18 protein-coding genes are annotated in these 18,595 nt (G+C 65.3%); 9 read left to right on the forward strand and 9 right to left on the reverse strand.

Translation table 11 applies throughout. The features are described from left to right. A partial coding sequence (locus VFB18_RS09965; protein WP_324974363.1) for a DUF1772 domain-containing protein occupies nt 1–361 on the forward strand: 361 nt, incomplete at its 5' end. Between the two features lie 2 nt (nt 362–363). On the opposite strand, the gene VFB18_RS09970 is transcribed toward VFB18_RS09965, so the two are convergent. The 5 genes from VFB18_RS09970 to VFB18_RS09990 form a co-directional block, all read right to left on the reverse strand. Next, entirely contained in the window at nt 364–1,050 is a 687-nt protein-coding gene (locus VFB18_RS09970) for a lysophospholipid acyltransferase family protein (protein ID WP_324974366.1), read from the reverse strand. A gap of 8 nt (nt 1,051–1,058) precedes the next feature. Continuing rightward, nucleotides 1,059–2,006 (reverse strand): phosphatidate cytidylyltransferase, encoded by a 948-nt coding sequence (locus tag VFB18_RS09975; RefSeq protein ID WP_324974369.1) that lies wholly within the window; start codon nt 2,004–2,006, stop codon nt 1,059–1,061. Then, entirely contained in the window at nt 2,003–2,620 is a 618-nt protein-coding gene (locus VFB18_RS09980; protein ID WP_324974373.1) for a CDP-alcohol phosphatidyltransferase family protein, read from the reverse strand. The genes VFB18_RS09975 and VFB18_RS09980 overlap by 4 nt, the downstream gene beginning before the upstream one ends. 103 nt (nt 2,621–2,723) lie before the next feature. Further along, the gene (locus tag VFB18_RS09985; protein ID WP_324974376.1) at nt 2,724–3,437 is read right to left on the reverse strand and encodes a dienelactone hydrolase family protein; all 714 of its coding nucleotides are present in this window, start codon (nt 3,435–3,437) and stop codon (nt 2,724–2,726) included. A gap of 125 nt (nt 3,438–3,562) precedes the next feature. Further along, a complete protein-coding gene (locus tag VFB18_RS09990) occupies nt 3,563–4,213 on the reverse strand; it encodes an arylesterase (protein WP_324974379.1) in 651 nt (216 codons plus the stop codon). Nucleotides 4,214–4,322: 109 nt separating this feature from the next. On the opposite strand from VFB18_RS09990, the gene VFB18_RS09995 reads away from it, so the two are divergent. Both VFB18_RS09995 and VFB18_RS10000 read left to right on the forward strand, forming a co-directional pair. Continuing rightward, on the forward strand, nt 4,323–5,042 hold the full coding sequence (locus VFB18_RS09995; protein WP_324974381.1) for an ABC transporter ATP-binding protein: 720 nt from the start codon (nt 4,323–4,325) through the stop codon (nt 5,040–5,042). Further along, entirely contained in the window at nt 5,039–7,633 is a 2,595-nt protein-coding gene (locus VFB18_RS10000; RefSeq protein WP_324974384.1) for an ABC transporter permease, read from the forward strand. Before VFB18_RS09995 ends, VFB18_RS10000 begins: the two co-directional genes overlap by 4 nt. A gap of 422 nt (nt 7,634–8,055) precedes the next feature. Here VFB18_RS10000 and VFB18_RS10005 read toward each other — a convergent pair whose 3' ends face one another. Further along, complete coding sequence (locus VFB18_RS10005) at nt 8,056–9,867, reverse strand: putative bifunctional diguanylate cyclase/phosphodiesterase (RefSeq protein WP_324974387.1); 1,812 nt, start codon at nt 9,865–9,867, stop codon at nt 8,056–8,058. Nucleotides 9,868–10,314: 447 nt separating this feature from the next. Here VFB18_RS10005 and VFB18_RS10010 point away from each other — a divergent pair, with 447 nt between their 5' ends. Continuing rightward, entirely contained in the window at nt 10,315–11,064 is a 750-nt protein-coding gene (locus VFB18_RS10010) for a Bax inhibitor-1/YccA family protein (protein WP_324974391.1), read from the forward strand. Nucleotides 11,065–11,279: 215 nt separating this feature from the next. Then, complete coding sequence (locus VFB18_RS10015; RefSeq protein ID WP_324974395.1) at nt 11,280–11,651, forward strand: carboxymuconolactone decarboxylase family protein; 372 nt, start codon at nt 11,280–11,282, stop codon at nt 11,649–11,651. A gap of 191 nt (nt 11,652–11,842) precedes the next feature. Here the strand turns inward: VFB18_RS10015 and VFB18_RS10020 are convergent, their stop codons facing one another. Together VFB18_RS10020 and VFB18_RS10025 are read right to left on the reverse strand one after the other, a co-directional pair. Next, complete coding sequence (locus VFB18_RS10020) at nt 11,843–12,193, reverse strand: DUF2794 domain-containing protein (protein WP_324974413.1); 351 nt, start codon at nt 12,191–12,193, stop codon at nt 11,843–11,845. A 357-nt stretch (nt 12,194–12,550) separates the two neighbouring features. Beyond that, nucleotides 12,551–13,315, reverse strand: a complete 765-nt coding sequence (locus tag VFB18_RS10025) for a DUF1223 domain-containing protein (RefSeq protein ID WP_324974398.1) — start codon at nt 13,313–13,315, stop codon at nt 12,551–12,553. A gap of 169 nt (nt 13,316–13,484) precedes the next feature. On the opposite strand from VFB18_RS10025, the gene VFB18_RS10030 reads away from it, so the two are divergent. Further along, nucleotides 13,485–13,706, forward strand: coding sequence for a hypothetical protein (locus tag VFB18_RS10030; protein ID WP_324974399.1), 222 nt, complete (start codon nt 13,485–13,487; stop codon nt 13,704–13,706). Nucleotides 13,707–13,766: 60 nt separating this feature from the next. Next, entirely contained in the window at nt 13,767–14,447 is a 681-nt protein-coding gene (locus VFB18_RS10035) for a hypothetical protein (RefSeq protein ID WP_324974401.1), read from the forward strand. Nucleotides 14,448–14,456: 9 nt separating this feature from the next. Here VFB18_RS10035 and acnA read toward each other — a convergent pair whose 3' ends face one another. Further along, on the reverse strand, nt 14,457–17,159 hold the full coding sequence (gene acnA / locus VFB18_RS10040; RefSeq protein ID WP_324974405.1) for an aconitate hydratase AcnA: 2,703 nt from the start codon (nt 17,157–17,159) through the stop codon (nt 14,457–14,459). A gap of 235 nt (nt 17,160–17,394) precedes the next feature. Between acnA and ccmA the strand changes: the two genes are divergently transcribed. Continuing rightward, nucleotides 17,395–18,015 (forward strand): heme ABC exporter ATP-binding protein CcmA, encoded by a 621-nt coding sequence (gene ccmA, locus VFB18_RS10045; RefSeq protein WP_324974407.1) that lies wholly within the window; start codon nt 17,395–17,397, stop codon nt 18,013–18,015. Beyond that, nucleotides 18,012–18,595 (forward strand): heme exporter protein CcmB (gene ccmB, locus VFB18_RS10050; RefSeq protein ID WP_324974410.1); only part of this gene is annotated, 584 nt, incomplete at its 3' end. The genes ccmA and ccmB, both read left to right, overlap by 4 nt.

An 18,595-nucleotide genomic window follows, 5' to 3' on the forward strand; every position in this document is an offset into this window, starting at 1 on the left:
CATCTCAGCCATGCAGTCGATCAACGTCGCCGTCCTGAACCCTGTGTTCTTCGCGGCCTTCTTCGGCACGGCCGCCCTCTCCGCTCTCGCCTTGATCGCGGGATTCATGACCTGGTCCGCTGCCGGCGCGCGCTATCTGGCGGTCGGTGCCCTGCTCTATCTCGCCGGCACCATCGCCGTGACCATGGTCTGTAACGTGCCGCTCAACAACAAGCTCGCCAGCGTCGCCCCCGACAGCGACGAGGGCGCACTGCTTTGGCAACGCTATCTGTCCGCCTGGACGGCGTGGAACCACGTGCGGACGATCACCTCGCTCGCCGCGGCCGCCGCATTCATCATGGCCCTCGTCCGCCAGGCCTGAGACTACTCCCACGCCGGGAGCTTCTCCTGGCCCGCGAGCGCGGTCATCGAGGCTTCCAGCTCCTCGACGAACTCGTTGTAAGGCTTCGTCCCGTAAAGCGGCTCGCCCACGCTCACGATGACGTTGAACGGCACGAGCAGCGCCGAGCCCTTGGGCAGCGCCTTGCCGAGCCCGTGCATGAAGATCGGATAGACCGGCACTTGGGGAAGCGCGTGCGCGAGATGCCCGATCCCCTTCTTGAACTCCTTGAACGTCTCGGGCTCTCCGCGCGTCCCTTCCGGAAAGAGCACCAGGATCTCGCCGCGCTTGAGCGCTTCCTCGGCGAGCGCGAGCGGGTTGCCGCCTTCCTTGCCGCTCCCCCGCTTCACCGGGATGATGCCGATGATGGTGTTGGCGAACCAGCCGCGGATCGCGCTCGTGTAGAAATAGTCCATCGCCGCCACGGGGCGGAGCTTCGGCAGCAGGCGCAAGGGCATCAGCGACATGATGGCGAGCGCATCGAGATTGGAGTTGTGATTGCCGGCAAGCACCGCCGGGCCGCACCTCGGCAGCCGCTCGCGATGGCGCACGGTAAGCCCCAGCGCAATCAGAATCACCGCGCGCACCACCACCGCGAAGAAGATGAACCTGAGCAGCCGCGCTACCGGGTTCGCGCTCAAGGGTCCGCCGCTTGTGGAAGGTGCGCTCATCTCGCCGCTCATGGGAAATAGAAATAGCGGACGAAGTGGACGAACACGGGCGCGGCGTAAGTGAGACTGTCGACGCGGTCGAGAATGCCGCCGTGGCCCGGGATCAGCCCGCCGGTGTCCTTGACGCCGAGATCGCGCTTCATCGCCGACATGGTGATGTCGCCGAAAAAGCCCGAGACGCCGAGAATGAACCCCGCGAGCGCGGACCAGTGCCAATCCATCGGCGTGAGATAGGGCCCGACGAGCCCCGCCACGATCGTCGTCATGGCGATACCGCCGATCAGTCCCTCCCATGTCTTCTTCGGGCTGACGTTGGGCGTCACCTTGTGCCGGCCGAGCGGCTTGCCCCAGCAATATTGCGCCACGTCGTTGAACTGGGTGAGCACGACGAGAAAGAACAGGAGCCCGACGCCTCCTGCGACCGGATTGATGCGGTCGCCCGCGACGAGAAGCCAGGCCATGTGCGACAGCGTATAGACCGTCATCATCAGCCCCCACGACAGCGTGCCGACCGCGCGCAGAAACCCTTGCGTATGCCCGCGGAGCGCCATCAGCGCCGGAAAGAACAGGAACATCCACACCGGGATGAAGACGATGAACATGTTGTACCAGTCGATCGCCGCCCAATAGAACTGGATGGGAATGGCGAGATAGGCGAACAGCAGCACCTCGCGGTCGATGCGCCTGGTCGGCACGAGCGAGAGATATTCTTTGAGCGCGAGATAGGCGATGAAGCCGAGGAAGACGACGGCGACCGTGCGGTTGAGCAGAACGGCAAGCGTGAAGGCGCCGATCATCCACCACCACGAATCGGTGCGCGCCATCAATTCGGCGTAGCGCTCGCCGGGATTGCGCCAGCGCATCAGAAGCACAATTGCGGTCGCGAGCGCGAGCAAGGCATAGATGCCGGCGGTGAAATAGACGACGTTGGCGGGAAGCCCGAGGATCGTGGTCATGCGCCGCGTCCCTTGGCTTGCGCCACGACGGTCCGCGCGCGCCGGTAGATGGTCAGCAGCGACAGAACGAGCAGACCGGCGAGATAAGGCGAGGTCCACTTGAGGCTGGCAAGGCCAAGCCCGCTTAGGAAGGCGAGGAGCCCGAAGGCGGCCGCGCGGTCGCTCTTGCCGCACGGTCCCTCATATTGACGGGGCGCACCGACCAGCGGTCCGAGCGCCCCGGCCATTTCGGCGATGATCCCCGCCGTCACCGCCAGAACCACCAATGTGCCGCTGATGCCCGGCACGAGTGCGAGCGGCAAATAGAGTGCGGCATCGGCGAGCACATCGCACAGCTCGTTGAGCACGGCGCCGGCCGGGCTCGCCTGGCCGTGCTCCTTCGCCATCATGCCGTCGATCGCGTTCATCGCCATGCGCACGAACAGCGTCACGGGGAGCAGGAGCAGCGGCCAGCGCGAAGTGGGGATGAGCGCGATCCAGGCGCCGTGCGCGGCACTCAAAAGCAACGCCCCGAGCGTCACGTCGTTGGCCTTGAGGCCCGCGCGCACGAGCGCGTCCGACACCGGGCGGAGCAAGGCCTGGAAGCGCGGCTTCAGATCGTAGATGGTCGCCACGCCACTTCCTTTTCCACGTCATGGGCAGCCCGCTCCGAGGAAGAGGCCCCTCGATCGCCGGGTCAAGCCCGGCAATGACGACGGCTGTGGAAAAAGTGGCGGCCTAACCCCGGAGCTGCGTGCCGAGGAAGCGGGTGAACGCGGCCCACGATTTCTCGTCGGCGTCCTTGCGGTACCGCTCGGTGTCCCACACGGTGAAGCCGTGCGGCGCGCCGGCATAGACCTGGATCTCGTAAGGCACCTTTGCCGCCTCGAGCTCGCGCGACAGCGCGGCGACGTCATCCATGGTGACCGATGTGTCGGCGCCGCCGTGCAGGATGAGAAGGGGCGGCGTGCCGGCCGAATAGGACTCGCCCCCCGGCGTCTTGAGCACGCCGTGGAAAGTCACGTAGCCCTTGATGCCATTCGCATCGCCGGAGCGGGCAAGCTCGAGTGCCGCCGCGCCGCCGAAGCAATAGCCCACGACAACGGCGGGCTGGTCGCCCTCGCGCCGCGCTTCGGCAAGCCCCGCCATCAGCAGCTTCCGCATCCGCGCCCGGTCGTTGTACAGCTTCTCCGCCTCTTTGCGCCTGCTGTCGGTATCCACTGGGCGGTTGCCCTTGCCGTAGAGATCGATGGCAAACGCCTCGTAGCCGAGCGCGGCGATCATGTCGGCGCGCTTCTCCTCGTAGGACGTGAGGCCGCCCCAGGTATGGATGACGACGACGAGGCCCTTCGAGGTTCCGGCGGGCTTGGCGCGATAGCCTTCGAAGGCCTCGCCATCGACTGTGTAGGGAACGGTCTCACCCGCGTGAGCGGCCAGAGGACTCAAGGTCATGACAAGTGCCAACGCAAACGCTTTCATAAGGACTGCCCTAATCTTGCATCTTCCGACGCTTCATCCTTGCGATCGGGGCCGAACCGGCAACACACAACTTCGTGCTTGCGTTCCGCACGCGGCGCTCAGTCCTTCGGCTTCACGCGCGCGAGCAGCTCGTCGACCTTTGGCATGATCTGCTCCACGATCTTGGTCACTCCCTTGGCGTTGGGATGGATGCCGTCCGCCTGCATCAGCGAATCCTCGAGCGCCACGCCGTCGAGAAAAAACGGGTAAAGCAGCACGCCGTATTGCGCCGCGAGCGCGGGGTAGATGGCGTGGAAGGCATCGGTATAGTCCCTGCCCATGTTACGCGGCGCCTCCATGCCGGCGAGCAGCACGGGTAGGTGCTTCGCTTGCGCCGCCTCGATGATCTTGGCGAGGTTGGCCTTGGTCCCCTCGGGCGGAATGCCTTGCAGCGCATCGTTGCCGCCGAGCTCGACGATGATCGCGCTCGCGCCGTCGGCGAGCGCCCAGTCGAGGCGCTTCAGCGCGGCGGCGCTCGTGTCGCCGGAGACGCCGGCATTGACCACGCTCACCTCCTTGCCGCGCGCCTTCAGCGCCGCCTCGAGCTTGGCGGGAAAGCTCTCGCTCTCGGGGAGGCCGAGCCCGGCGATGAGGCTGTCGCCGAAGGCGACGATGACCGGCGTATCCTCCTTCGCGTCGCCCACGCGCGGCGCGGCCGCGCAAAGCAGGGCTGCGGCAAACAGCACGAGCGCGCCACCAAGTCGGTTCATCTTTTCGACCTCTTTGCCCTTCTCTATAGCCGCCGCCCGTGCCATGTCTCAGCTAGGGCGCCCAACGCGCGAAGCTGTAGCGCAAGAATAAGGCCGCATCTGCCCGTCCATGGATCACACCCTGAAGACACCTAAGCCCGAAGCGATCCGGCTCGAAGGCGTCGAGGTGACGCTGCCCTCGCGCGCAGGGCCCGTGGCGATCCTCCGCGGCATCGACCTTGAGGTCGAAACCGGCGACGCGATTGCCGTGGTCGGGCCGTCGGGCTCGGGCAAATCGACCCTGCTGATGGTCACCGCCGGGCTCGAGCGCGCGACCGGCGGCCGCGTCACCGTGGTCGGCACCGATTATGCGGCCCTCGACGAGGACGGGCTCGCGCGCCTCCGCGCCGCCAATATCGGCATCGTGTTCCAATCCTTCCACCTCGTTCCGACCATGACGGCGATCGAGAACGTCGCACTCCCGCTCGAATTCTTGGGCGACGCCCGCGCCTTCGCCAAGGCGCGCGCGGCGCTCGCCGAAGTCGGATTGTCGCACCGGGAGACGCATTTCCCCGGCCAGCTCTCGGGCGGCGAGCAGCAGCGCGTGGCGATCGCGCGCGCCCTTTCGCCGCGGCCGAAGCTCATTCTCGCCGACGAGCCGACCGGCAATCTCGACCTCACCACCGGCGCGCAGGTCATGGACCTTCTGTTCGCGCTCAAGGAGCGCACGGAAGCGACCCTCGTGCTCATCACCCATGACCGGAGCCTCGCCAAGCGCTGCGACCGCATCGTGAGCCTCGCCGACGGCCGCATCGTGAGCGGCGCCAAGCACAAGGTCGCGGCGTCGTGACGGCAGCCTCCGGCACGGCGCTCGATGCGCTCCCCGTGGCGGGGCGCGCCGCCTCCTCGCGGCTCGGGCTTGCTTTTGCCATTGCCTTCCGCGAGTTGAGGGCCGGGGCGGGCGGTCTCATCGTGTTCGTGCTCTGCATCGCGCTCGGCGTCGCCGCCGTCGCCGCCATCGGCTCGCTCTCGGCCTCCTTCGACGAGGCGCTCGCCCGCCAGGGCCGCACGCTGATCGGCGGCGATCTCTCCTTCGAACTCGTGCACCGCAAGGCCAATACTGACGAGCATGCGGCGCTCGAGGCGCTTGGAGCTTTGAGCGAATCGGCGAGCTTCCGCGCCATGGCGCGCTCCGAAGCCGGCAAGAGCGCGCTCGTCGAGGTGAAGGCGGTGGACGACGACTATCCGCTCTACGGCGATGTCGTCATCACGCGCGCGAAAGAGCCGGGACCGATCTGGCGCGAGGGCGACGTGGTCCTGGTCGAACAGACGTTGCTCGACCGGCTCGGGCTCGATGTCGGCAGCAAGCTCATGATCGGCGAGGCGACGGCGACCATCGGCGGCGTGCTCGGCCAGCAGCCCGACCGGCTCGCCGACCGCCTCGCCTATGGCCCCAAGCTCCTCATGTCGCAGGCGACGCTCGCCAAGACCGGGCTCGTGCAGCCGGGCAGCCTGATCCGCTGGACCTACCGCGTCAAGCTCCCGGCGGCCGAAGCGTCCGACCGCAAGCGGCTTGCCGCCATCCGCAAGGACATCGAGACGCGTTTCCCCGAATCTGGCTTCGCCATCCACGACTGGACCGACCCTGCGCCCGCGCTCCGCCGCGACGCTGACCGCTTCACCCAGTTCATCAACTTCGTCGGGCTGACGGCGCTCCTCCTCGGCGGCATCGGCGTCGGCAACGCGATCAGAAGCTACATGGCGAAGAAGCGCGAGATCATCGCCACCTTCAAATGCCTCGGCGCCTCGAGCCGGCTCGTGCTCGTGGTCTACCTCATCCAGGCGCTCGTTCTCGCCGCGCTCGGCATCGCCATCGGCCTCGTCATCGGCGCCTCGGCACCCGCCGCGCTCGTCGCCATCTACGGCGATGAGCTGCCCATCGAGTTGGCAACCGGCCCGCACGCTCTGCCGCTCCTCACCGCCGCCCTTGCCGGGCTCCTCACCATGGTGCTGTTCGTGCTTTGGCCGCTCGGCCGCGCCGCGCTCGTCTCGCCCGCGGTCCTGATGCGCGCGCATCTCAGCGAGGAGCGCGAGCGCTCGGCCCTCCCCTTCGCCATAGGCTCGGCCGCAGCCGGCTTCGCGCTGTTCGCGCTTGCCATCGCCGCCTCGGAGGAACGCCTCGTTACCGCCTCGATCTCGGCCGGCATCGTCGTCGCCTTTCTGCTCCTCACCGGCTTCGGCCTCCTCGTGCAGCGTCTCGCTTCGAAGTTGAGGCGCGTGCGCGTCCCCTCTCTTGCCCTAGCTCTTTCGAGCATCGGCGGACCGGGATCGCTCGCCCGCTCGATCGCGGTGTCGCTCGGTCTAGGCCTCGGCCTCCTGGTCGCCACTGCGCTGATCCACCGTTCGCTCGTCAAGGAGATCGACAGCAATATCGAGGTCGATGCGCCGGCCTATTACTTCCTCGACGTCGAGGAAAGCGACCTTCCCGTCTTCCGCGCGACGGTGAGGTCGGTCCTGCCCGACGCCAAGCTGGCCGACGCGCCGATGCTGCGCGGCCGCATCGTCAAGGTGAAGGGCGTTCCCGTCGACAAGATCGAGGTCCATCCCGATGTGCGCTGGGTGCTTTCCGGCGACCGCGGACTGACCTATACCGACGAGGTGCCGCCGTCCTCGACCATCGTCGCGGGCGAATGGTGGCCGAAGGGCTATGCGGGCGAGCCGCTCGTCTCCTTCGACGACGAGATCGCCAAGGGGCTCGGTCTCGAGCTCGGCGACTACGTCACCGTCAACATTCTCGGCCGCAACGTCGATGCCAAGGTCGCATCCTTGCGCAAGATCGACTGGGAGTCGCTTGCTATCAATTTCGTCATGGTGTTCTCGCCGAACACGCTTCAAGGCGCGCCCCATCGCGTTCTGACCACCCTCGAATTCCCCAAAGGCACCGACCCCGCGCGCGAAGGCAAGGTGGTGCAGGCGCTTGCCGAGGCTTTCCCCCTCGTCACCGCCATCAAGGTCGGTGATATCGTCGATGCGGCCAAGGAGCTTCTCGGCAAGGTGATGAGCGCGATCAGGGCGACGGCGGGCGTCACCCTCCTCATCGGCGCTGCGGTGCTGGCTGGCGCGGTCGCCGCGGGCCAGCAGCAGCGGAAATACATCGCCGTGCTCTACAAGACGCTCGGCGCCACGCGCGCGCGCATTATCGGCGCGGAACTGATCGAGTTCGGCCTCCTCGGGCTGGCCACGGCGGTTCTCGCCGTGGCCATCGCCACGTTCACCTCTTGGGCGTTGTGCAAATGGGCCTTCGAGGTGCCCTTCGTGTTCACGCCGCTTGCCGCGCTCGAAACCATTCTGCTCGCGCTCGGCCTGGTGCTCGCCGTCGGCGCCGTCACCACCTGGCGCGTGCTTTCGGTCAAGGCCGCGCCCTATCTCCGCGCCGAATAGAGCCGCTCGTGTCACTTGTGCGGCGGGGTACCGCCACACTTTGAGCGATCCACCGCACGACTGACGATGCTATCTACACCACAGTCCGGACCGAACACGTAGCCCCACTCTACGCATCGCCAATGTCCACCGAATTTTTCCCAATGGTACTCTCCGCCCGGCCACTCGGTGTGAGGAGTGCATTGCTTCTTTCGGGCGAAGGCGTGGTCGGCGGGGCCTGTGGCAGTGAATGCGAGAATGGCGGCCGCGGCCGCGATCGCGAGTTTCCATCGCATGGCCGATCTCCTTGCCTGTGAGCCGGCCTCGGCGAACAAGCCTCGCTACGCCGTCTGACCGGCAAGTGAGATAATAGACGATCGCCGCTGAGTACGTGATGATAACGAGATGCTCACGCGTGCTTTCGGTCAAGGCCGCGCCCTATCTCAGAGCGGAGTGACCTCGCTCTTTCTCGGCCGCCCGCGCTCCGAGGCACGCAAGCGCCTGGGTACCTGGGAGAGGATGGCCGGAACCTCGCTCGCCTGCACCGGCTTGCTGAAATAGAATCCCTGCACCTCGCACCCCGCCGCCGAGACGCTCCGCAGGTGGTCGGCCGTCTCCACGCCCTCCGCGACGGCGTTCATCTGCAGCTGCTTTGCCAGCGCCACCACGGCATTGATGATGGCGACGCAATCGGGGTGCTGCGGGTCGTCGAGGTCGCGGACGAAGCTCCGGTCGAGCTTGATGGTATCGAACGGGAAGCTCCTCAGATAGCTCAGCGAGGCGTACGCCGTGCCGAAATCGTCGAGCGCGATCTGGACGCCGAGCTCCCGCAGCTTGTGCAGCGTGCTGTGGACCTTGGCCTCGTCGCGCAGCAGCACACTCTCGGTAATTTCCAGCTCCAGGCGGCGGGCATGAAGCCCGGATGCATCGAGCGCGCCCTTGACGGTCTCGTACAAGTCGCCGCTGTCGAACTGAGCAGGCGAGACATTGACCGTCACCTTGACCTGCTCGGGCCACTTGACGGCGTCGCGGCAAGCCTGATGCAGCGCCCATTCGCCCATGTCCACGATCAGGCCGGTCTGTTCCGCAAGGGGGATGAAATCGCCCGGCGCGATGATGCCGAGCTTCGGATGACGCCAGCGCATCAGGGCCTCGAAGCTCGTCACGCTCTTGCGCTCTAGGTCCACGATAGGCTGATAGTGGAGCTCCAATTGCTCTTTTGCCAGGGCCGAGGGCAGATCGGTCTCGAGCTGCCGGCGCGTTCCGGGTCTGCGCGTTTGCTCGAGATGGAAATGCGCGTAAGCGGAGCGCCCCGACGTCTTCGCGCTGTAGAGCGCGACATCCGCGTTCTTCATCAGCTCTTCCGGATGGGAGCCGTCCTTGGGCGCAAGTGCAATACCGATGCTGGCGCCCGTGACGACCTTGTGCCCAAGCACGTGGTGCGGCTCAGCCAGCGCGCATAAAATGCGTTTAGCCAGCTTCGTCGCCTGCGCCTGGCCGGCGTTGGCTTGCAGTATGGCGAATTCATCGCCCCCAAGCCGAGCGACGACATCGGTGTCGCGCACCACCGCGCGCAAGCGCTTGGCGACGCTCTTCAGCAACGCATCGCCGGCCGGGTGGCCCAATCTGTCGTTTACCTCCTTGAAGTGATCGAGATCGATCCACAGGAGAGCGAAGCCTCCTCCGGCCTGCTGCATCGAGAACCAGTTTTCGAGCTGTTCACGGAAGTGATGGCGATTGGCGATCTCGGTGAGCGTGTCGTGACGCGCGAGCCAATCGATCTTCTGTTCGGCGAGCCGCTTCTCGGTGATGTCCTCCTGGATATCGACCCACCCGCCGACGGCGAGCGGCTGATTGCTCACGAGAACGATGCGTCCGCTCTTCAGGAATTGCGTGTGGGAAAACGATTTGCCGCGGGCCAGCTCCGCGACGTGCTGCTCGATCCAGGCCCGCTGCTTCTGCAGCTCTTCCGCATCGTCGCGCCCGGTCTCTCTCTTGACATGGTAGCGCACGATTTCCGCGAGACTCGTGCCAGGCTGAGTCAGCTCCTCCGGCAGGTCGTAGATCTCGCGGTACAACTTGTTGCAGACGATCAGCCGCGCATTCGCATCGAACATCGACAGGCCGCGCCCCATGTTGTTGAGCGCGACCTCGAAGCGTTCGTTCAGCTCCTCGAGCTGTTTCGTCTGTTCGAGGATCAGATCGTCGGTCGGTCGCAGCGCGGCAAGCGCCCCGGCAAGCGTTGCGTAGGGCACCCGTTCCGCATCGGAGGCGCGCTCTCGTTTCGGCGAGTGTGGGCGCGGCCGATGCAGCTTTGCCTGTGGTCCCTTGCGCACGGAGTTAACTCCTCTTGGATAAGCCGAAATCTTAGGCTTAAGCGGTAAGGGCCGCGTTAAAGGTTTCAAGCAGCTTTGGGGCTGCCTTGGGCTTTTCCCGCCTTGCGGGGGGATCTTGACCTGCCCGGTCGGCCAAAATTGGCCTTCCTGCTGTTCGGCGGCGTCCGTGTTCTGCTGTTCGGGGGCCTTTATGTTATTGAGCATCCCCCGTGGATGGGACGTCGCCCCGCAAGATTGCCTTCATCTTGCAGGGCGATGATCAACCCACCATATTGCTAACCAAAGTGTCTTGGGGCGGCGGGATCGATCCCTGGCGCCTTGAGCACTGGGTTGCACAACAGCAAGGGGAAAGGACCCTAGAACCACATGGCGGAACTCGACAGACGTTACGCGCAAGGCACGGCCGTCGGTCGCGCGGAGGCGATCGACCAGGGCCTACGCGCCTACATGATCCGCGTCTACAACTACATGGCTACCGGCGTCGCCATCACCGGCGTGCTGGCCTATGTGATCTACGCGCTGTCCGTGCAGCAGGGCGCCGGCGGTCTCGAGCTGACCTCGTTCGGCTCGTTCATGTTCACGAGCCCGTTCAAGTGGGTGGTGATCTTCGCGCCGCTCGCTATGGTTTTCTTTATCTCGGCGCGCATCACCTCGATGAGCCTTCAGGCCGCCCAGATGTCGTTCTGGATCTTCTCGGCGCTGATGGGCGCATCGATCTCGTCGATCTTCCTGGTCTATGCCGGACAGAGCATCGCCCGGGTGTTCTTCATCACCGCCGCCTCGTTCGGCGCGCTATCGCTGTGGGGCTACACCACGGGCCGCGACCTCTCGGGCTGGGGCTCGTTCCTGTTCATGGGTCTGATCGGCATCATCTTGGCGTCGCTCGTGAACCTGTTCATCGGTTCGACGGCTCTGCAATTCGCCGTATCGGTGATCGGCGTGCTTATCTTCGCCGGCTTCACCGCCTACGACACGCAGCAGATCAAGGAGATGTACTATGTGGGCGACGACGGCTCGGTCGCCGGCCGCAAAGCCGTGATGGGAGCGCTTAGGCTCTATCTCGACTTCATCAACCTGTTCATGCTTCTGCTCCAGCTCTTCGGCGACCGCCGTTAAGCTTCGAGTTAAGCGGGCACAAAGACGAAAGGCTCCGGCGGCAACGCCGGGGCCTTTTGTTTTTGCTCTGCATTGCCCACGGCATGGAGCCTACCCCCCCGACGGGGGAGGTATGGAGCTGTGCCCTTGATTTGTGCCCTTGATTAAGGTCAAGGCCGCCCGCGCCCCCGCCGCTAGAGTGGCGGAAGACGTGCCGTGACACGGGAGAAAGCGCCATGACCGATTGGCCGGAGATGACCAAAGACCTGTCGCCACATTTGCGCGACCTGCGCCAGTCGATGCCCGACGTCATGAAGGCCTTCGCCGCCGTGTCGCAGGCCGCGCTCGCGCCGAAGGCGCTCGACACCAAGACCAAGGAGCTGATCGCGCTCGCCATCGCGGTTGCGCTTCGCTGCGACGATTGCATCGCCTTTCACGTCAAGTCTGCTCTGCAACAGGGCGCCTCGCGCGAGGAGGTGCTCGAAGCGCTCGGCATGGCGATCTACATGGGAGCCGGACCGTCGGTGATGTACGCGAGCCACGCGCTCGACGCCTACGAGCAGTTCGACGAGAAGGCCAAAGCCGAGAGCGGCACCCGCGCCGCCTAACCGTCGCCACGAACAATCCCTTGATGCACAACGGAGCCAGTCATGGCCGGGCTTGGCCCGGCCATCCACGATTTGCTGCCTAGGGCCGTATGGAGCTTCCCAATCATGGCGTCGCTGTAGCAAGCGTCGGCAAAACGTGGATGCCCGGCACAAGGCCGGGCATGACCAAAACTGAACCGAGTGGAGGAGCCTCAGGCCTCGACCAGCCGCAGGCCCTTGTCGAGCGCGCGGAGCACGCGCGCGAGATCGTGCCCGCGCTTGAGGATCAGCCCGGTCGCCGCGATCACGCTATAGGCGCCCTGCCGCCGCGCAAGCCTCGGCGCCTTCTCGATGCGATAGAGCGGCTGTTCCGACGAGCGCCTGAACACCGAGAACACCGCCTTCTCGCGCATCATGTCGATGGCATAGTCGCGCCACTCGCCGCTCGCGACCTTGCGCCCATAGACATTGAGGATTTGAGATAATTCGGCGCGGTCGAAGGTGATGCTGCCGCGCTTTGCTGCTTCGGAGAGCTGTCGATCGCCGCCGGCCCTAGGGACCAGCGGCAACACTATTCCGTCGGTTTCGCTCAACGTGCGCCTCCTGTAACGGAAGCTTCATGATGATCCTCGATGCGCGGAAATTCAAGCCGGCCTAAGGGTTACACGACGTGTAACATTGCGAAATATAAATCACAGTTCCGCCTAAGTTCAAACATTGCCACGCCCCAAAGAACCGTATGATGATCATCGTTGCCTCTCGGCCCGGTCCAACGGAGAGGCTTCGGATCTCAGCCCCCCAGCCCCCCCGGGGTCTTCTCTCGGACCGGGCCATTTCATTCCCGAGCAGCGTTAACGGGTCGGTTCGCCGGCCCGTTTGTTTTTGGGCGGCGCATTTCTCGCCTCGGGATTTGTTGATGCCTAGCTGCCGTTCGGCCCGACCTCGAACTCCGCGGCGCCGAGGATGGGGCCCGAGTTCTCCACCTGCACCAGAGTCATCAGGCAGTCTCCGCCCATGGTCTTCAAATCCTTGAGCGGCAGCCGCAGGGTCATCGCATCGCCCTTCCACATGCCGACCGGCGACAGCTCGCGCACGGGGTGATGATAGGTGAGCGTGCGGCCGCGATTCTCGCCGCGCGTGATGGAGACGGTTTCCTTGTCCTTGGCGATGGCAAGCCAGACCGTCGCTGCGCGCGTGTGCGAGTCGACGGGCGCCGCGCCGACATCGATCACGAGCGTGTCGCCCTCTCCGTGCATGCTCACCGGCACGCGGATGCCGGCAAGCCGGCTCGAGGCGTCCTTCATCGCCTGATCGATCGCCGCCCCGTCGCTGCCGTTGACGTGCAGCAGACCGTCGATCACGAGCTGCGGCGTGTATACCCTCCCGTCGCCGCGCGCGCGGGCATATTCGCGCTGCCGGTCGCTGTTGGCCGCGCTCGACAGCGTGTCGCGCCAGCCGAGATAGTTCCAGTAGTCGACCGAGTAGGACAACGCGACGATGCCGGGCTTCTCGGCGAACTCACCGAGCAGCGCGTCGGCCGGCGGACAGGACGAGCAGCCTTGGCTCGTGAACAGCTCGAGCACCGTGTTGCCCTCGCCCGTTTGGGCTGTCGTCTCGGCGCGGATCGGCGATGCGGCTGTGAGCGCGGCAAGGGCGATAAGCGCAAGCGGGGCGAGGGCTCTCATGGCTCTAGAATGCAGGAAGCGAGCGCAAATTTCTTGGCAAAAACGGCTCAACCCCGGGTCACAACTGAGTGACCGGGACTCTGCCCAGAATTCGGGCTCCAACCGTGGCATCCGCTCGGCTATGGTGCCCGGCCTTGCAACCTAACCGTCAACGGTCCGATCTCTGCCCATGGACTTGCTCACGCTTTTCGGCTTCGCCGCCGTCTCGTTCATGCTTCTTTGCTACGCGCTCGAGGAGCGCAGCCCCTGGTATGTGTTCGGTTTCGCCGTGGCTTGCGCGCTGTCCGGCGTCTACGCCGTGCTGCAAGGCGCGCTGCCCTTCGGGCTGGTCGAGGGCGTCTTCACCGCCGTCGCGCTTCGACGCTGGCGGCGGCGCACTCGACCTGCTTAGTAACGCTCCGAGGTTCCCTTGCCGCAGGTCATCTTCCCGAGAAGGTTGTAGGTGAGAGCAATGTCCCAGGCGTTTCAAGATCGGATTTTGAATGAATTTCTTCCAACCTTCTGCGCCAGTCGGTCCTACAGCGTGGATGGCTTCAAAAAGGATTGGAACAAGGTAAGCGAAGCCGATGCCACTGACTTCCTTCGCGCTTTCAGTGTAGGGCTCGTGGAGCACCATGGTCGAGGTCTCTATAGGGCTAAACGTAGCTATGCCGGCGAGCAATTTTTTTGGCAGGGCCTGAAAAGAAAGAGTCCGAGACCCATAACATTGTGGGTAGAACCAATCATCACCGTCGCTGTGCTCGCAAGGCTTCACTTCGAGCTTGGCTGGCCAAAGGAGCTGTTGGGGACTCAAACAAGGCCCGCTTGGGCCTTTGACGTAGCCACATATTTATCCACAGATGCGAAGCTCGAATACATTGCCTGCGAGGTGAAGAAGACCAGCGCCGAGATCGGCAAGCTTCTCGAACTGATGGATCGGTTCGGAAAAGACCCGCTCGCTGCTCCTGTTGCGCGGAAGGAGCTAAATGCCTTTCGGAAGGTCAAAGCCCTTCGGTCTCATCGACCCCGATTCTTTTGGGCCGTTGGACCCGGGCGCTCAGGTCATGCATTTAGAGTGGAGTATTCGGAGGAAGATGTGATTGTCCTCCACGAGATCCAAGACCTCGGCGATCTCTCTCGGCCGCAAGGTTGACTGAGTTGTTTAGGCCGCAGGCCGCGCGAGCTGCCTGAGCACGTAGTGCAGGATGCCGCCGTTGCGGAAATAATCGAGCTCGTCGAACGTGTCGATCGCCGCCCGCAACGGGATGGCGCGCTTCTCTCCGCTCGCGTAAGCGATTTCGGCCTCGAGCCACTGCATCGGCTTCATCTCGGCGAGACCTTTCAGCGTCACCAGTTCGTCGCCCTTGAGCCCGAGCTCCTTCCAGCCCATGACCTCGGCGAACACGAGCGGCAGCACCCCCATGCCGATCAGATTCGAGCGGTGGATGCGCTCGAAGCTCTGCGCGATCACCGCGCGCACGCCCAAAAGCCGCGTGCCCTTGGCCGCCCAGTCGCGCGACGAGCCGGTGCCGTATTCCTTGCCGGCGAACACCACGAGCGGCACGCCCTCGGCCTGATAGCGCATCGCCGCGTCGTAGATCGCCATCTGCTCGGCGGACGGATAGTGCACCGTGACGCCGCCCTCGACCCCCGGCACCATCTGGTTCTTGATGCGGGTGTTGGCAAAGGTGCCGCGCATCATCACCTCGTGATTGCCGCGCCGCGCGCCGTAGGAATTGAAATCGTGCACGGCGACGCCATGCTCGATGAGATAGCGCCCGGCCGGGCTGTCCGTCCTGATGCCGCCCGCAGGCGAGATGTGGTCGGTGGTGATGGAATCGAGGAACAGGCCGAGGATGCGGGCCTTCTCGATGTCGGTGACGGGCGAAGGCGTGAGCGCCATGTCGACGAAATAGGGCGGGTTCTGCACATAGGTCGAGGCGGCATCCCAGGCATAGGTTTCGCCGCCCTTGACCTCGATCTTGCGCCATTCGGGATCGCCGCGGAACACGTCGCCGTAGCGCTCCTTGAACATGTCCTTCTTCACCGCCTTGCGCACCACCTTGGCCACCTCTTTGGCCGTGGGCCAGATGTCCTTGAGGTAGACCGGATCGCCCTCCTCGTCGGTGCCGAGCGGCTCGCTCAAGAGATCGACCGCGACCGAGCCGGCGAGCGCGTAGGCGACCACGAGCGGCGGCGAGGCGAGGTAATTCGCGCGCACGTCGTGATTGACCCTGCCCTCGAAATTGCGGTTGCCTGACAGCACCGCCGCCACGGCAAGATGGTGGGTGTGGATCGTGTGCGAGATCTCCTCGGGCAACGGCCCCGAATTGCCGATGCACGTGGTGCAGCCATAGCCCACCAGGTTGAAGCCGAGCCGGTCGAGATATTTCGTGAGGTCCGCCTTCTCGAGATAATCGGTCACCACCTGCGAGCCCGGCGCGAGCGAGGTCTTGACCCACGGCTTCACGCTCAGGCCCTTCTTCACCGCCTTCTTGGCCAGGAGCCCCGCCGCGACCATCACGTAGGGGTTCGACGTGTTGGTGCACGAGGTGATGGCGGCGATCACCACGTCGCCGTGGCCGAGGTCGAAATTCTTGTCCTTGACCGGCACTCTGAGCTCGGCCTCTCCCGCCTTGCCGTACTCCTTGTCGAGCGCCTCGGCGAAAGCATCGGCCGCGCGCGCGAGCGGCACGCGGTCCTGCGGGCGCTTCGGCCCGGCGATCGACGGCTCGACCGAGCTGAGATCGAGCGCAAGCGTCGCCGTGAACACGGGGTCCGGCGTGTCGCTGTCGCGGTAGAGCCCTTGCGCCCGCGCGTAGGCCTCGACGAGCGCGATGCGCGACTTCTTGCGCCCCGTCGCCTTGAGATAGGCGAGGGTCTCCTCATCGATCGGAAAGAAGCCGCACGTGGCGCCGTACTCGGGCGCCATGTTGGCGATGGTGGCGCGGTCCTCGAGCGGCAGGTTGTCGAGGCCCTTGCCGTAGAACTCGACGAACTTGCCGACCACGCCCATACGCCTGAGCATCTCGGTGACCGTGAGCACGAGGTCGGTCGCGGTCACGCCGTCGCGCAATTCGCCGGTGAGCTTGAAGCCGACCACTTCCGGGATCAGCATCGAGATCGGCTGGCCGAGCATGGCGGCCTCGGCCTCGATGCCGCCGACGCCCCAGCCGAGCACCGAGAGGCCGTTGACCATGGTGGTGTGGCTGTCGGTGCCGACGAGGCTGTCGGGGAAAGCCACAGGGTTCCCGCCATTCGCCTTGGTCCACACCGTCTGCGCGAGATATTCGAGATTGACCTGGTGGCAGATGCCGGTGCCCGGCGGCACCACGCGGAAATTGTCGAAGGCGCCGGCCCCCCAGCGCAGGAAGGCGTAGCGCTCGCCGTTCCGCTCGTACTCCTTGTCGACATTGATCTGGAAGGCGCGGTCCGAGCCGAAGGCGTCGACCATCACCGAATGGTCGATGACGAGATCGACCGGAGCGAGCGGGTTGATCTTGTGCGGGTCGCCGCCGAGCTTGGCCATGGCGTCGCGCATCGCCGCGAGATCGACCACGGCCGGGACGCCGGTGAAGTCCTGCATCAGGACGCGCGCCGGGCGGAAGGCGATCTCGCGGTCGCTCCTGCGCTCCTGGAGCCAGAGCGCGACCGCCCTGATGTCGTCAGAGGTGACGGTGCGGCCGTCCTCGTGGCGCAGCAGATTTTCGAGCAGCACCTTGAGCGAGAACGGCAGGTTGCCGATGCCGACGAGCCCGTTCGCCTCGGCCTCCTTCAGGTCGCAATAATCGTACGCCTTTCCGTCCACGTTTAGCGTGCGGCGGCAATTGAAGCTGTCGAGCGCGGGTTCGAGTGCCGAAGTCACCGGGGTCTCCCGAAAAATCCTAGCCATGACGCTGCAAGCGCATGCAAAGCCGTGGCCAACCGTGAGCCGGGCGGGGCCCCGCCGGCCTCCTGGACGCCACCTTTGATTCAGGCTTGCGCGACAACCCTATATAAAAGCCCTTGCGGCGACGAAACAATGACGCGAAATGAGGCTGCCCGGCCATTTCCCGGGTCCGGTGCCTCACCCTCCGCCACGTGCGCAAACCCTGAGCAAAATGCCTCAAACGATAGGCCTCGCTGCTAACGGGATCGCTTGCCAACGCGGCGAGAGGCTCCTCTTCGAAGAGGTGAGCTTCGACCTTCGCTCCGGCGAGGGGCTCCTCCTCACCGGCCCGAACGGCTCGGGCAAGACGAGCCTCATCCGCCAGATCGCGGGCCTCCTTCCGCTTGCCGCCGGCACGCTCTCCGCGACCGGGGCGGACGACGTCCCCCTCCCCGAACTCTGCCACTATGTCGGGCACCTGAACGCGGTGAAGTCGAGCCTCTCCGTCGCCGACAACCTCGCCTTCTGGGCGGAGTATCTCGGCGGCGAGCGCGCGCCTCTGACGAATGCGCTCGCGGCCTTCGGTCTTGGCCCCCTCGCCGACTTTCAGACCGGGCTGCTCTCGGCCGGACAGAAGCGGAAGCTCGCGCTCTCGCGCCTCTTCGCCGCCCAACGCCCCATCTGGCTGCTCGATGAGCCGCAAGTCTCGCTCGATCAAGCCTCGCTCACGCTGCTCGACGGCGCAATCTCCGCCCACCTCGCCCAAGGCGGCGTCGCCGTGGTCGCGAGCCACACTCCCCTCAAGACCAAGTTCGCGCATAAGCTCTCGCTCGGAGGCGCGCGCGCGCGATGACGGAAGCCCTCGCCCTGCTTCGCCGCGACCTCGCGCTCGCCTTCCGCGAAGGCGGCGCCATCGGCACGGCGCTCGGCTTCTATCTGATCGTCGTCGCCCTGACCCCGCTCGGGCTTGGCCCCGACTTGAACCTGCTCGCGCGGATCGCGCCCGGCATGCTGTGGATCGGGCTTCTGCTTGCGGCGCTGCTCTCGGCCGACCGCATCGTCCACAACGACTACGAGGACGGCACGCTCGATGTTCTAACGACCGGCCCCTTGCCGCTCCCGCTCGTCGCAGCGATCAAGAGCCTCGCGCACTGGATCACGACCGGCGTGCCGCTTGCGCTCATCGCGCCGTTGCTCGGGCTCTTGCTCAACCTGCCGCTCAACGCGATTCCGCTGCTCGTCCTGTCGATGCTCGCCGGCACGCCTGCGGTGAGCTTCGTCGCCGCGATCGGCGCGAGCCTCACGCTGGGCCTCCGGCGAAGCGGGCTCCTGCTCGCGCTTCTCGTTCTCCCGCTTTATGTGCCGGTCTTGATCTTCGGCGTCGCCGCGGCATCGGCGGCCATCGTCGGCCCCGCCTCGCCCTGGCCGCCTCT

The sequence above is a fragment of the Methyloceanibacter sp. genome (genome assembly GCF_035650995.1).
GTDB lineage: Bacteria > Pseudomonadota > Alphaproteobacteria > Rhizobiales > Methyloligellaceae > Methyloceanibacter.

Coding starts and splice junctions, on each gene's coding strand:
- VFB18_RS09975 (WP_324974369.1), bottom strand. CDS start 2,006: ATGACCACGATCCTCGGGCTTCCCGCCAACGTCGTCTATTTCACCGCC.
- VFB18_RS09985 (WP_324974376.1), bottom strand. CDS start 3,437: ATGACCTTGAGTCCTCTGGCCGCTCACGCGGGTGAGACCGTTCCCTAC.
- ccmA (WP_324974407.1), top strand. CDS start 17,395: ATGCCTCAAACGATAGGCCTCGCTGCTAACGGGATCGCTTGCCAACGC.
- VFB18_RS10035 (WP_324974401.1), top strand. CDS start 13,767: ATGTCCCAGGCGTTTCAAGATCGGATTTTGAATGAATTTCTTCCAACC.
- VFB18_RS09995 (WP_324974381.1), top strand. CDS start 4,323: ATGGATCACACCCTGAAGACACCTAAGCCCGAAGCGATCCGGCTCGAA.
- VFB18_RS10030 (WP_324974399.1), top strand. CDS start 13,485: ATGGACTTGCTCACGCTTTTCGGCTTCGCCGCCGTCTCGTTCATGCTT.
- VFB18_RS10025 (WP_324974398.1), bottom strand. CDS start 13,315: ATGAGAGCCCTCGCCCCGCTTGCGCTTATCGCCCTTGCCGCGCTCACA.
- VFB18_RS10010 (WP_324974391.1), top strand. CDS start 10,315: ATGGCGGAACTCGACAGACGTTACGCGCAAGGCACGGCCGTCGGTCGC.
- VFB18_RS09990 (WP_324974379.1), bottom strand. CDS start 4,213: ATGAACCGACTTGGTGGCGCGCTCGTGCTGTTTGCCGCAGCCCTGCTT.
- VFB18_RS10015 (WP_324974395.1), top strand. CDS start 11,280: ATGACCGATTGGCCGGAGATGACCAAAGACCTGTCGCCACATTTGCGC.
- VFB18_RS09970 (WP_324974366.1), bottom strand. CDS start 1,050: ATGAGCGCACCTTCCACAAGCGGCGGACCCTTGAGCGCGAACCCGGTA.